This window comes from Saccharopolyspora hattusasensis (assembly GCF_050972075.1).
Classification (GTDB): domain Bacteria; phylum Actinomycetota; class Actinomycetes; order Mycobacteriales; family Pseudonocardiaceae; genus Saccharopolyspora; species Saccharopolyspora hattusasensis.
Map to the genome: position 1 here is coordinate 857847 of NZ_JBPCDC010000001.1, position 13593 is coordinate 871439.

At 68.1% G+C, this 13593-nt stretch carries 13 protein-coding genes; 4 read left to right on the forward strand and 9 right to left on the reverse strand.

What is annotated here, in order from left to right; all coding sequences use genetic code 11:
• Positions 1 to 21 precede the first annotated feature (21 nt).
• The 8 genes from ACRXBZ_RS04025 to ACRXBZ_RS04060 form a co-directional block, all read right to left on the reverse strand.
• On the reverse strand, positions 22 to 1356 hold the full coding sequence (locus ACRXBZ_RS04025) for a sugar transferase (RefSeq protein WP_433877842.1): 1335 nt from the start codon (positions 1354 to 1356) through the stop codon (positions 22 to 24).
• Positions 1353 to 2576, reverse strand: a complete 1224-nt coding sequence (locus ACRXBZ_RS04030) for an NAD(P)-binding domain-containing protein (protein WP_433877843.1) — start codon at positions 2574 to 2576, stop codon at positions 1353 to 1355. Before ACRXBZ_RS04030 ends, ACRXBZ_RS04025 begins: the two co-directional genes overlap by 4 nt.
• Positions 2573 to 3895: a carboxylate--amine ligase gene (locus tag ACRXBZ_RS04035; RefSeq protein WP_433877844.1), complete on the reverse strand. Its 1323-nt coding sequence runs from the start codon at positions 3893 to 3895 to the stop codon at positions 2573 to 2575. Before ACRXBZ_RS04035 ends, ACRXBZ_RS04030 begins: the two co-directional genes overlap by 4 nt.
• Positions 3896 to 3909: 14 nt before the next feature.
• A complete protein-coding gene (locus ACRXBZ_RS04040) occupies positions 3910 to 5256 on the reverse strand; it encodes a nucleotide sugar dehydrogenase (protein ID WP_433877845.1) in 1347 nt (448 codons plus the stop codon).
• A 218-nt stretch (positions 5257 to 5474) separates the two neighbouring features.
• Positions 5475 to 6215: a polysaccharide deacetylase family protein gene (locus tag ACRXBZ_RS04045; RefSeq protein ID WP_433877846.1), complete on the reverse strand. Its 741-nt coding sequence runs from the start codon at positions 6213 to 6215 to the stop codon at positions 5475 to 5477.
• A gap of 269 nt (positions 6216 to 6484) precedes the next feature.
• Positions 6485 to 8209 carry an amidohydrolase gene (locus ACRXBZ_RS04050; RefSeq protein ID WP_433877847.1) on the reverse strand — a complete coding sequence of 575 codons (1725 nt, stop codon included), beginning with the start codon at positions 8207 to 8209 and terminating at the stop codon, positions 6485 to 6487.
• A gap of 181 nt (positions 8210 to 8390) precedes the next feature.
• Positions 8391 to 9599, reverse strand: coding sequence for a cytochrome P450 (locus tag ACRXBZ_RS04055; protein ID WP_433877848.1), 1209 nt, complete (start codon positions 9597 to 9599; stop codon positions 8391 to 8393).
• A 190-nt stretch (positions 9600 to 9789) separates the two neighbouring features.
• Positions 9790 to 9999, reverse strand: coding sequence for a hypothetical protein (locus ACRXBZ_RS04060; protein ID WP_433877849.1), 210 nt, complete (start codon positions 9997 to 9999; stop codon positions 9790 to 9792).
• Between the two features lie 242 nt (positions 10000 to 10241).
• On the opposite strand from ACRXBZ_RS04060, the gene ACRXBZ_RS04065 reads away from it, so the two are divergent.
• Positions 10242 to 11096, forward strand: coding sequence for a helix-turn-helix domain-containing protein (locus tag ACRXBZ_RS04065; protein WP_433877850.1), 855 nt, complete (start codon positions 10242 to 10244; stop codon positions 11094 to 11096).
• Positions 11097 to 11113: 17 nt separating this feature from the next.
• Positions 11114 to 11386, forward strand: a complete 273-nt coding sequence (locus tag ACRXBZ_RS04070) for a DUF397 domain-containing protein (RefSeq protein ID WP_433877851.1) — start codon at positions 11114 to 11116, stop codon at positions 11384 to 11386.
• 93 nt (positions 11387 to 11479) lie between these two features.
• On the opposite strand, the gene ACRXBZ_RS04075 is transcribed toward ACRXBZ_RS04070, so the two are convergent.
• Positions 11480 to 12382: an endo alpha-1,4 polygalactosaminidase gene (locus ACRXBZ_RS04075; protein WP_433877852.1), complete on the reverse strand. Its 903-nt coding sequence runs from the start codon at positions 12380 to 12382 to the stop codon at positions 11480 to 11482.
• 283 nt (positions 12383 to 12665) lie between these two features.
• Between ACRXBZ_RS04075 and ACRXBZ_RS04080 the strand changes: the two genes are divergently transcribed.
• Together ACRXBZ_RS04080 and ACRXBZ_RS04085 are read left to right on the forward strand one after the other, a co-directional pair.
• Positions 12666 to 13289 (forward strand): DUF5753 domain-containing protein, encoded by a 624-nt coding sequence (locus ACRXBZ_RS04080; RefSeq protein ID WP_433877853.1) that lies wholly within the window; start codon positions 12666 to 12668, stop codon positions 13287 to 13289.
• Positions 13290 to 13306: 17 nt separating this feature from the next.
• Positions 13307 to 13516, forward strand: coding sequence for a DUF397 domain-containing protein (locus tag ACRXBZ_RS04085; protein ID WP_433877854.1), 210 nt, complete (start codon positions 13307 to 13309; stop codon positions 13514 to 13516).
• Positions 13517 to 13593: the final 77 nt, after the last annotated feature.

The following is a 13593-nucleotide window of genomic DNA, read 5'->3' on the forward strand; positions in this document are numbered from 1 at the left end:
CCCCCCAATTGGTCTTCCGAGTCATTTCTCGCAGCGGCGCGGGCGTTGGCGTCGGGTTCCGGCCGCCCGCAGGACGATCGCGGCCGTGCGCGCCACGATCACGGCGTCCCACCACGGCGACCAGTACTCGATGTACTGGTTGTCGAACCGCGCGCGGTCCGGGATGGACGTGTCGCCGTGCAGGCCTTGCACCTGCGCCCAGCCGGTCATTCCGCCGCGCATCCGGTGCCGGTCGGCGTAGCGCGGGATCTCCCGTCCGAACCGCACCGCGTAGTACGGCCGCTCCGGGCGGGGCCCCACCAGCGACATGTCGCCGCGCAGCACGTTGACCAGCTGCGGCAGCTCGTCGAGGTGCGTGCCGCGCAGCCAACGTCCGAGCGCGGTGCACTGGTCGGCGGTCACCGACCAGTGCTCCCCCAGATCGCCGTTGACGGTGCGGAGCTTGACGACCTCGCTGGTCCGCCCGGTCCGCGTCACGCGCAGCTGGCGGAAGAACGTCCTGCCGCCACCGCTGAGCGCGACCAGCGCGGCCAGTGCGAGCAGCAGCGGTCCCGACACGAACAACATCAGTCCACTGAGGACTACGTCGGAGGCGCGCTTGACCAGCGCACCCGCCCGGCTGTGGCCGAAGCGGCGCAGCGGGATCAGCGGCACGCCCCAGATCTCGTCCATGCTGGCGCGCGGCAGCGCCATGCCCAGCTCGTGCAGCCGGGGCACAACGCAGACATCCGCCGGCAGCGGGCGGCAAGCGCGGATCAGGGTAACCAGGTACGCGTCTTCTGCGCACACGATCACCCGCGTGATGCGCTGCGTGGCGAGGATTTCCGCCAGCCCGCTCGGCTGGGCGAGCAACCGGGGCCGCAGCCCGAACTCGGGATGCTCGGCCGCCAGCTCGGCGATTTCCCCGGCCGGCGCGTCGGATCCGACGATCAGCGTCGGCTCGTTCAGCAGCCCGCGCCGATAGCCGCCGCGCAGCACCGAGTACAAGCCACCGCGAGCCACGAGCAGGCCGGCCAACCCCGAAGCGCCCATCAGGAGCAGCGCATCGCCGGAGTGCCATGGCAGCAGCACCACCAGCGGTGCACCGGCCGCGACCGCGAGCTGCGGCAGCTGGTCCGACACCCGCAGGCAGATCCGCAGCCGGTGCTGGCCCTGCGCGGCCAGCACCACCAGCACCGCCAGCGCGAACCCCGCACCGAGCAGCCAGTGCACGCCGACCACCGGGATCAGCACCACCAGCACCGCGATGTCGACCGCTGGCAGCACCCAGCCCCCGACCTGCCGCGACACCCGCAGCCCGTGGCCGCTCGCGGCAAGCGGCCACAGCTGCGCCACGGCGGGATCGGTCACGCTCATCCGGCACCCCCGACGACCACCGGCCGCGCCGTGGTCGCGTCGATCCGGGCGGTCATCATCCGAACCGCGTAGTCGGCGCCGTAGACGAACCGCATGACCGGCCCGTGGCTCGGCGCCACCAGCGGCCCGGCGAAGTACAGGCCCGGCACCGACGACTCGAAGTCCTTGCCGACGCGCGGCGTTCCGTCGATCGTGCGGATGGCCGACCGCAGCCCGGCCGACAGCATCGGCAGCCGGGTGATCTCCGGCGGGTAGCCGGTGGCGCAGATGACGTGGTCCGCGGTGAACGCGCGGACCTCGCCGCCGACGCGCACCCCGAGCCGCACCTGGTCGCCGGTGGCCTTGGCCCAGTCCAGCCGGTGCCCGACGTGCACCGGGAAGCGGCCCTCGACCCGCTCGCGCAGCCACCAGCCCCCGGCTGGCCCGAGCGCGGTGCGCGCCCGGTAGATCCTGGTTGCCCTGGGCAGGTGCCGGAACACCTTCGGGTGCTCGGAGTAGAACCAGGTGGACAGCCCCGAACCGAGCCCGGCCTCCGGCTCACGCATCCGGCTCCACAGCGGACGATCCGGTAGCAGCGGCTTCCCGTTCCACGCGATGCTTGGCGCGCGCGCCACCAGCCGCGCGTTGGCGCCGTTCTCGTGCAGCAGCGCCGCAGTCTCCAGCGCGGACTGCCCGGCGCCCACGACGATCACGTCCTGACCGTCGAAGGAGCTCAGGTCGTCGTGCACCGAGCTGTGCGTGCAAAGCTCGGCGGGCAGTTCGGAGAACACTCCCGGGATCCGCGCGAAGTACTCGACGCCGACCGCGACGACCACCTGGCTCGCCTCGACGCGCTCCCCGCTGCTCAACGTCAGCTCGAACCGGCCCGGCCGCTGCTCGATGTCGGCGACCAGCTCCTCCTCCACGTCCAGGCCGCGGCCCTGCTGGAACCACTCGCCGTAGTCGACGAAGTTCTCCAGCGACACCGGCACGCCGTAGTCCGCGTAGCGGCGCCCGGTCTCCAGGCAGAAGTTGCGCAGCGTGTGCGTGCCATCCGGGTCGGACAGGTTCGAGGCGAAGCCCTGCGACTTCAGGTACATGCCGCGCGGCATGTGGGCGCGCCACAGGTTCATCGGCAACCCGAACTGCCGGTAGGACAGGCCGGCCCGGCGCAGGTGCGCGGCCAGCGACAGGCCGTATGGCCCGGCACCAACGATGGCAACGTCAACGAGATCGCTCATCTGCACTCCTCGAACAGCCGCTTGCGGCGGCGTCTGGTCGGTTTCCCCAGGGCGTGGTTGCGCCCCGGGACGTACTGGGGCTCGGCGAGCTCCGGATGGCGGGTGCGGCGGTGCAACGGCCACGGCCGGGCAACCGCGCGGCAGACCATCCAGAGGCACATCAGGACGAACGGCAGCAGGTCGTCGCGGGCGAACCAGGCGGTCTCGTGCGCGCCGCGCACCGACGACACCCAGGACCGCAACCCCAATTCGCCGCGCCGCAAGTACCCCAGGGCCGCGATCGGGTCGTAGTTCTCCACCAGGAACCGCCTGCCGACCGGCTGCCGACCCTCCGGGACCTCTTGCCCCGTGAGGTCCAGGTAGGACGCGAGCGCGACGTCCACGCCCGCGTCGTCGCGGAACAACCGGAACTGGGCGCCCAGCCGCGGATTGAAGTCCAGCAGCTTGTAGCGCCGGTCGCGGGCGTCCCAACGGAAATCGAGGTCCACGATGCCGCTGAACGCCAACTGTTCCAGCAGTTTCGCGGATTCCTTCAGCAGCGCCTCGTTCTCCACGCAGCGCCCGAGACTGGTCAGCCCCGCGTGCGCGGGATAGGAGCGTTCCTTGACGCCGGTGAAGGCCGGGCGACACACCGACGCGGCGTCGCAGTAGCCGTGGAAGAACCAGTCGTCGCCCGGCCCGCCCGGGATGAACTCCTGCAGCATCAGGCCGCCGACGGCGGCGTCCCCGCAGCGGCCGTAGAGCTCGGCCAGCTCCTCCTCATCGCCGACGATCGTGGTGCTGCGCACCCCGCCCGGCGTCCCGAGCCACGGCGCGGAAAGCTTCGCCACCAGCGGATACCCCACCTCGGCCGCGAATTCCAACGCCTCGTCCCACGCGCCGACCAGCGTCGCCTCTGCGCAAGGTACATCCAGTTGGCGGCACAGCTGGAACATCGAGTACTTCCCGGCCAGCTGGCGCGGGAGATCGCGGGCCGGCTGGGCGAACCGGAAGAACGGCCGCAGCGGATCACCGTGCTCGGCCAGGAAGATCGCGGCCGCGTCGTCGGTAGGGATCAGCACCGACGGCCGGCCGATCCGATCGGCCAGCTCCGCGAGCCCGTCGCGGATCCGGTCGGTCTCCGCCGGATCCGGGCTCCACAGCCAACGCCCGCGCAGGTAGCGGGAATGCGCCGCCGGGGCCAGGGAATCCTCCTGCACGGCGTACACCGGCACCCCGGCCCGGCCGAGGCTGCGGATCACCCCGAGCCCGCCGTGGTGCATGACGTTCGGATCGAGTTTGAACACCACCGCGGGCGTGGACGTGTCGAATGGGAGCATCGGCGCCACCCCCGTCACAGCACGCGCCGGTGCGGCACGGCGTCGAACTGGTAGGTCGCGTCGAGAACCCGCGGGCAGTTTCGCGCCCAGCCGTAGTCGACGCCGGGGTGCAGGGTGTGCAGCACGGTGACGTCCCAGTCCCGGCCGCGCGGCGCCGGCTCGCTGACCATCCGGGTGCCGTCGGCCAGGGTGATCTCCGACAGCAGCGGGTCGAAGTAGTGCACGTCGATCCCGATCCGGCGCAGCCCGGCGAGGATCGGCAGCGCCGGGGACTCGCGGAGGTCCCGCACACCCGCCTTGTAGCTGACCCCGGCGACCACCACCCGGGCCCCGGAGTGGTCGATGCCCGCGGCGGCGAGCATCTCCACCACGCGCTGCACCACCTGGCCTGGCCGCTGGTCGATCGAGCGCATCGCCTGCTCGATGAGCGGCGCCGAAACGCCCTCCCGCCGCAGCTGCCACAGCAGGTAGTACGGGTCGCACGGGATGCAGTGCCCACCAACGCCGGGCCCCGGGAAGCTACCCAGGAACCCGTACGGCTTGGTCCCGGCCGCGATGGTCACCTCGATCGGGTCCAGGCCGAGCGCCGAGCACGCGTCGGCCATCTCGTTGGCCAGCGCCAGGTTCACCGCGCGGAAGATGTTCTCGTAGAGCTTGGTGAGCTCGGCGGCCTCCGGCGAGCTCACCAGGTACACCGAATCGGTCATCCGCGACACGACCTCGGCGGCCCGGTCGGCGCACCGCGGCGTGACGCCTCCGACGACGCGCGGGGTCTCCCGTTGCACGTGGTCGAAGTTGCCGGGGTCAATGCGCTCCGGGCTGAACGCGACGTGCACGTCGGTGCCCACCCGCATGCCCCGCTGCTCCAGCGGCTCGACCAGCAGCTGCCGGGTGGTGCCCGCGAACGTCGTCGAGGTCAGGATGATCGTCTGACCTCGGCGGGCGAACGAGACCACGGTCTCGCAGGCCGCCCGCAAGGCGGTCAGGTCCGGCTGGTGCGCGGTGTCGACCGGCGTCGGCACGCACACGATCACCGCGTCCGCGCCGGCGAGCACCGACGGATCGCAGGTCAGCTGCAGGTCGCCCGCGGCCAGTGAAGCAGCCAACGCGCGCCGCTCCAGCTCGGGCATGTCCACCTCGCCGGCCTTGATGGCTTGCAAGCGGTCCTCGCTGATGTCGAAGCCGATGACCCGCGCCGTCGGCGACTGCAGCGCGCACGCGGTGGGCAGTCCCACGTAGCCCAACCCGACGACGACCACCGATTCGGTGCGTTCGGGCAGCCTCGGCTCGAACGCGATCAGCCGGTCCGCCAACAGGCGTTCCCGGCCGTTGACCGCCAACGCAAGCGGATGTTCAGTCACGGTTCCTCCCCCAGTTCGCCGTGCTCAAAGCACTCTCGCACCTTGTTACCGACCGGTTCTCCCACAGCGGGGGGAGCTCGCTTACCGAATCCTGACGAGGCCCGCGGATCAGTCCCGTCCGGCGGCGCGGAGGCACGGCGATTTCGCGCGAAATCGTCACCTTGCAGGCGTGGCAAGCGGCGATTTCGCGCGAAATCGGCGGTTCTCGAACGAGCCACCTAGCGCTTGATCTTCAGCTCGTGGCGCAGTCGCTTGGCCAGCAGTCGCAGCGAGCCGTCCCGGTCCCCCACGTAGGTGCGCGGCAGGGCGTGCCGGCTGGACAGCGGCGAACGCCAGATCGCGCAGGCGTAGTCGTACCCGGCCGCCTCGACCGTGTTCATCACCCGCAGGTCGACATCGCCGTACGGGTAGCAGAATCCGCTGACGTCCTGGCCGGTGAGTTCGCCCAGCAGCTCCCGGCTCTCGGCCACCTCCACGAGCAGCTCGCCATTGTCCAGTTCGGACATCCGCCGGTGCAGCATCCCGTGCGAGCCGACCTCCATCCCCGCGTCGGCGACCTCGCGGATCTCCTCGGAGGTCAACAGCCGCTTGCGCGGGCCGTCGGCGTCCCAGGCGTTGTGCCCGCCGGGCCGCCCGGCGATCACGAAGACGGTCGCGGTGAAACCGTGCTTCAACAACGATGGCTGTACATTGTGGACGAAATCCGTGTAGCCGTCGTCGAAGGTCAACCCGACCAAACCGCGTCCGTTCCCGGTCCGGCGCGCCCACATCAGCTCGCGCATCGACACCCCGCGCAGCCCCTTGCGGCGCAACCAGCGCAGCTGGCGGTCGAAGCGCTGCGGGTCGACGGTCACCAGATACGGATCGCGGGCATAGGTAGCCACCGAGTGGTACATCAACACGTACGGGAACGGACGTTCGGTACCGGTCCGGACCCAATTGCTAACGGTCTGCGTCATGACGTGGCCGCTTTCCTCGGCAGCAGGTGCCGCAAAACGCTAGGCGCACGGCGGCGCACCTGGATCCGGCCACTGCGGTAAGCCCACTACCGCATCAGCAGGATTGTCACCAGGAGGGAGTGCAATTTCGTGAGAAATTGACGTTCACCCGGGTGACGGTAAATTTCTCGCGAAATCGCACCCCACCTGGGAAAACGGGCCGGGTAGGACACGGAGCGTGACGCTCGGCGTCACTCCGGGGCGGCGCGATTTCTCGCGAAATTGGCAGCTCAGAGCGCTCCGTATTCGCCGACGCGGCGGCCTCCCACCCAGGTCTGCAGGGTCTTGGTCTGCCAGCGGGCCCGGCCGGGCGGCGGGTCCAGCGGGTCCTGGTCGAGGATGACGAAGTCCGCCCACTTGCCCGGCTCCAGACCGCCGAGCACCCGTTCCTGGTGCGCGGCGAACGCGGCATCGAGGGTGAACGAGCGCAACGCCTCCTCCGGGCTCATCGACTGCTCCGGGTACCACCCGCCGACGGGCTGACCGTCGCGGTCGGTGCGGGTGACCGCGGCGTGCAGACCGTCGAAGGGATTTTCCGAGGACACCGGGAAATCCGAGCCGGCGGCGATGGTGATGCCCTGGTCGAGCATGGTCCGCCACGCGTAGGCACCCGCGATGCGGCGGTGTCCGACTCGCTTCTCGGCCATGTTCATGTCGTCGGTGGCGTGCACCGGCTGCATCGAGGCGATGATGCCGCGTGCCCGAAGTCGCGGAATGTCTTCCACCGCAAGGACTTGCGCGTGCTCAATGCGGTGCCGCATGCCGCCGCCGACTTCGGCCATGGCCGCTTCGTAGGCGTCGAGCACCATTCGGTTCCCAGCGTCGCCGATGGCGTGCGTGGCGACCTGGAAGCCGTCCCGCATCACCTGCGTAACGCGGCTCTTCAGCTCCGCGGCGTCCAGCTGCGGCAGCCCGGAGTTGCCCGGATCGTCGTCGTAGGGCCGGAGCATGGCGGCGCCGTGGCTGCCGAGCGCGCCGTCGATGTAAAGCTTGACGGTGCGGACGCGCAGCATGTCGTTGGCGACGGAGTCGGTGCGCGCCTTCGCGCCGAGCTCGTGGAAGGCGTCGTAGGTCAGAAACGAGTTGGTGCGGATGGTCAGCTCGCCGGAGTTCGCGAGCTGGTGCAGCACCGCGAGTTCGGCGGCCCCGGTGCCCGCATCACCGACCGAGGTGAGCCCGACCTCGTTGAGCTTGCGCTGCGCGGCGAGGAAGTTCTGCTTGATGTCCTCGATCGTCGGCTTCGGCAGGTGCTGTTCGACGAGGTCCTGCGCCGCATCGACGAAGGCCCCGGTCGGCGCGCCCTCGGCCCCGCGCACGATCTCGCCGCCGGGCGGGGTCTGGGTGTCGCGGGTGACGCCGACCTGCCGCAACGCGGCCGAGTTCGCCACCCCGGCGTGCCCGTCGACCCGGATCAGCCACACCGGCCGGTCGGGCACCACCGGGTCCAGGTCCGCCGCCGACGGCAGCCGGCCGAGTCCCCAGATCACGTCGTTCCAGCCGCGCCCGAGGATCCACTGCCGTTCCGGGTGCTGCGCCGCGAAGGTCTTGAGCGCCTGCATCGCCTCTTGCAGGGACTTCGTCCCGGCGAGGTTGAGCTGCGAGACATTGGCACCGAGCTGCCCGAAGTGCCCGTGCGCGTCGTGCAGGCCGGGGATCAGCACGCGACCGCGCCCGTCGATGCGCTCCGCTCCACCGGCGCTACCCACGTCGAGCCCGCCGACTCGGCCGTCCGCCTCGATCAGCAGGCTGCCGAAGGCGCGCGGCCCGTCCGCTGTCAGCGTGAAGCCCCGCACGTTGTCGATCAGCTTCCGCCCGCCCGGCGACCCCGCGCCGGTGCCACCGCTCGCGCAACCAGCGGAGACCGCCGCTCCGGCGGCGGCCAGCCCGACCAGCTTCAGGAACTGCGCGCGGGAGATCCGGAGCCGTGGGGAAGGCCGACAGTACTCCTGACACATCGCCGGACCTCCGTTGGTCGCGCTCGGTTGATCACCTGCAGGCGAACGTAATTCGAAAGCCCTTGGGCAGTCAATGAACCAGTGGAGGGGCGATGCACCACCAATGCTTGTGCTCAGCCGCTCGTGAGTGGCGAAGCCGGTAAGAACCGGCGTAGCCGCTCACGACCCCGTCGTGCCTGGATCAGCAGGCGACGGGCAGGGACTCGGGGCCGCGGTTGATCGTACCGCGACGCCAGCGCATCTCCTCGGGGCGGCACGCCAAGCGCAGTTGCGGAAAGTGCCGCAGCAATCCGGAAATCATGGTCAGAGCCTCCATCCGGGCGAGCGCGGCTCCGGCGCAGAAGTGGGCGCCGTGCCCGAAAGCGATGTGCGGGTTGTCGGCGCGTTCGACGTCCAATCGGTGCGGGTCGGCGAAGATCCCCGGATCGCGGTTGGCCGCGAGGTAGGAGACGTACACGGCATCGCCCTCGGCGATGGTGACGTCGCCGATGCGGATGTCCTCCATGGCGATGCGCGGCAGGCCGACACCGTTGCGGTGCGGCACATACCGGAACAATTCTTCGACCGCCTGCTGCACCAAGCCATCACCTAGCAACGCGCGCTGCTCGGGGTGGGTGAGCAGCACGTAGATCATGCTCGAACTGTTGTTGCGGACCGCGTCCATGCCGTTGAGCTGCAGGATGACAGCCAGGGAGATCAGCTCGGCCTGGCTGAGCTCGCCCGCCGTCCGCGCAGCAACCAGACCGCTGAACACGTCATCGCCCGGCTTCCTCCGAAGGCGCTCGGCGAGGTCGGTGAAGTACTGGCGGAGCTCGGCCTTGACGGCGTCTGCTTCGACGCGGGAATGCTTGCTGGACAACAAGATCTGCCGCCAGGAATGCATCTGCGGCCAGTCCAGGCGAGGCACGCCCATGAGTTCGCCGATGACCTGCGTGGACAGTGGTCCGGTGAAAGAGCCGACGAGGTCTGCGGGTGGGCCTTGCACGGCCACGCGCTGGAGCAGCTCATCCGCGATCCGCTCCGCGCGCGGCCGGATCGTTTCCACGCGGCGCGGGGTGAAGTTCTGCGAGAGCAGCCGCCGCAGGCGGGCGTGATCGGGTGGATCGGTACGTCCGATACCGCCGGGGAGCCCGACGACGTGCGGAGTCATGCTGGTGACGGGCCGATCGACGGTGGCGGCACGGCTGAACCCGGGATGCGAGGCGACGCCCCTGACGTCCTCGTACCGGGTGACCAGCCAAGCGTCGCCCTCGCCGAAGCGGAGCCGGATCCGGGCGACCGGCTCCTCGGCGAGGAGCCTGGTGAGGAACGGATCGAAGGCGAGCCCGTCGAGGTCGTCGACGGGCCACAAGTGCGCGACACGATCGGAGCCCGGCTGCACACCGCTCATGCGTGGTCTCCTCCACAGGGCAGCCAACACGGCACGAATGACCGCCACACGGTTCCCAACACGACGACCTCAGAGTCACCCCGGCCCACTCACCCCGCCGCCCGAAACCCCCGATCCAGTGCCCCGCACGAGTCATGAGCGGAAACCGCCGGACCACCGACCATTCCCGCCCACGTCCCCGCAACAGCGGTCACTTCCCGACGTCGCCCTGATTCGCCCGAAGCTCGCGGAGAGCACGTTCCCCTTGCGTCACAAGCCTTTCCAGACCCGGCTCAGTGAAGACGATGTCCATCCCCTCCAACTGCCCGCCGACGTGGAACTCCACCTCCTCGCCGAAGACCGCGTAGTCCATCGAGCAGTCCTCGATCCTGACCCACGCAGCAACCTGAAACCGACCCATGCTCGACCTTCCTTCTCCAACTGCTGCGAAACGAGTTCGAACTGGCGCATTTGAAGCGATGTCGCCAACAGCGCAGTCCCCGCCGCAGATCACAAAAACTATCGTGATCGATAATTTTCATCGCAGCAACGAGCGGCACTCGATCAGGTAAGCCGTTCACACGATCCGCCGAACAGACGCACGGTAGGCTGCGCACGGCGTATCGGCTGATCAACGGCAACGGATGTCAACGGAGGTGTCGGGTGGCACAGAAAGTCGCGAACGTCCGGCAGCGAAGAGTTGCTCGCACGCTACGCGATTGGCGCAGATCGAAGGGCGCGACGCAGGAAGAAGTAGCCAAACCGCTCCACTGGTCGGTGCCCAAGCTCAGCCGCTACGAACGCGCCGACACCATCGCGGGCCCCGCCGAGATCATCGCCATCGGCACAGTGCTCGGCGTCGAAGAAGCAGAACGCGACGGCTTGGTCCAACTGGCGGTCGCTTCGCTTGAGACCGGCTGGTGGAACACCTACGCACCCGACGCGGTTCGAGGGGACTTCGAGGACTACCTCGAAGTCGAGGAAGTGGCGACGCGCCTGCAAATATTCGAGATCCATCTCGTGCCCGGACTTCTGCAAACCGCCGAGTACTACGAGGCGATCCTCCGAGAAGCAGTCAAGGGCTCGCACGAAGAACTGCTGAACGCACGTCGGCAGCTTCGCCAGGAACGTCAAGCCAGACTGGACGCGGAAAGCCCGCTGGGCTACCACGCGATCGTCCACGAGTCGGCCCTGCGCCTGCCGATCGGCGGCTCCGAGGTCATGCGAAACCAGCTTGAGCACCTGCTGACCCGGAACGAGCTGCCCAACGTGACCCTCCAACTCCTTCCGATCGACGTGGGCGCCTATCCCGGGCTCGGATGCGCTTACCACCTGGTGACTTCCGGACCGGACGACGTCCAGGGCGTGTACCTGGAGAATCTGCACGACGGCGTCTACTTGGAGGATGACGCAGAGATCCAAGTATATACGCTGGCTTTCGAGCGCCTGACGGAAAGAGCGCTCAGCCCGGAGTCTTCGGTCCAGCAGATCATGGAACTCCGGGAGCATTGGAGTTAGAGACAAGGAGTCACGGCATGGCCGCGCCAGACTTCACGAGCGCCCGCTGGCGCAAAAGCACCTACAGCAACGAGGCGAACGCCTGCGTCGAAGTGGCGTCAGCAACCAGTTGGAGAAAGTCCACCTGCTCTCAGGGCGAGAACGCTTGCGTAGAGGTCGCTTCGACCCCCGACGTGGCCGGAGTCCGCGACTCCAAGCAACACGGCAGCGGCCCGATCCTCGCATTCGACCGTGGGTTATGGAACCGCTTCATCGGCAAGCTCAAGTCCGGAAGCTTCGATCAGCCGTAGCGCCAGGTCCAGCTCGGGGCCGTGAGTCTTTTCGGCAGCCACAGCAGCCCAAGAGACTCACGGTAGCACCTAGTGCTCGGTGACGAGCGGTGGTCAGCACTGGAAGTAGAAGTACCCCTCGTCGCCGATCGCGACGAGCTGCCGATCGCGGATCACCGTAGCCTTCAGTCGATCCGGCCGGGCACACGTCTCCACTGGTGGTTCCGCAAGAGTGTCCGTGTACTCGATGCCGATGACTCGATCATCGTAAACGGCGGTGTAATCGCCGCATTCGTCGTACTGCAAGCACTCCTCGGCCACGGCGAAATCGAAGCCTGCTTGTTCCTTGGCCCGGCTGCTCAGCTCTGCGGCGTTCTTCTGTCCGATGAGCAGGCCAGCGCCGTGTGCGACTCGTGCGAGTTCTGCCGCGAATGCCAGGTTGTCCTCAGCCGTGAGCGCTCCATCCGAGCGGCTGTAGGAATCCAGATTGTCGATCTCCACGGCGTCGAACCCCGCCGCCGAACATGACTTGATCGTCCGGTCCTCGATTTCGGTCAGCCGCCGCCGCTTGTCCGCCGTCGAGGTGTCGACGATGAGCTCGTCCGGCCATTCCTCGTCGACGACCGGAAGCCCGTCGTCGCCGAACAGGATCATGTCACGGCGATCGCGCAGCCACAGCTCGCGTTCCGCTGGCTGCGTCTGGAACCCATTCACGTAGCAGATGTTGTAGACACCGGGAGCGGGTTGGGCGGTGCTGTCCCGGACCACCACCCCGACACCCGCGGGCGGAGGATAAGCACCACCCAACTGGTAGTCGACCGCCGCAGCCGCGGGAAATTCCCGTGCGGCATCCGGATCTGCCACCTCCCGGACGGTCGCGGGTGCACGCGGCTCTTCGGCTGAGCCCGGAGGGAGCGAGCATCCAGCGATTGCGGTCACCGCAACGGCGACCACCCAGAACGATGAGCGCACCGCCGACTTCATGCCCTCTGCCTCCATCACGATGCTCGCGCGCACTCCCCGACCTGATTCGGCGATTCGAAGTCAAGACCGGAATGTTCGACCGAGCCTAGGCGGCATTCAGATCAGGTGATGCGCGAAGGGCGCCTTCGGGCAACTCAATTGCTCGAAGGCGCCCTTCGCCTACTTAGCTGGATGGGGCCAAGCTGCGCGAGAGGCACTCGGCGACCAAACCAGTTGGTCGCCAAGTGCCCTCACCCTGTCAGATGGTCCAGGAGTCGTTGCCCGTACGGTCCTCGGCGTCGATGAAGCGGAGCGAGACCGCCTGGTCCGCCTGGCCATGGCCTCGGTCGAAACCGACTGGTGGAGCGCATACGGCCCCGACGCAGTTCGCGGCGACTTCGAGGACTACCTCGAAGTAGAGGCTGCCGCCACTTTGCTGTTCAGCTTCGAAATCCACCTTGTGCCAGGACTTCTGCAAACCGCCGAGTACCAAAAGGCAATCCTTCACGAGGGCGTGCGCAGCCCGGACGACGAACTCGCGAGTGCACGCCGTGACGTTCGCCAAGAACGACAGTCGAGGTTGGATGCCACCAATGATCCGTTGAGCTATCACGCCATCGTTCACGAGTCTGCATTGCATCTGCCGATCGGCGGCACCGACGTCATGCGGGAACGGCTAGAATTCGTGCTTACCCGCAGCGAACTCCAGAACATCACGGTGCAGGTCCTTCCGATCGATGCCGGCGCGTATCCGGGCATGGGCACAGCATTCCACCTGGCCACCTTCGGTCCCGACAGCGCTGAGGGCGCGTACTTGGACAACTTGCACTACGGCATGTACGTGGAGGAAGAGTCGGAGATCCACGCGTATCGCCTCGCGTTCGAGCGTCTGCGCGAAAAGGCGCTCGACCCAGCGACGTCCGTCCTTCGGATCGCGGACATCCGAGACAGCATGACCTGAAGACAAGGAGTTACCGAATGCCTACGCCAAAGTTCGCCAGTGCCCACTGGCGCAAGAGCACCTACAGCAACGAAACCGGGGCCTGCATAGAGGTTGCTTCAGTTCCCGACCTGACCGGAATACGAGACTCCAAGCAACACGGCAGCGGCCCGATCCTCGCATTCGACCGCGAGTTATGGAGCGCCTTCATCAGCAAGCTCAAGACCGGGCGCTTCGACCGGCCGTAGCAGGATGCCTCATCAGTACCGATCAGATCATCCAAGTGTCTCTGTCCCAACCGGACAAACAGCCGGTCCGGCTCCTG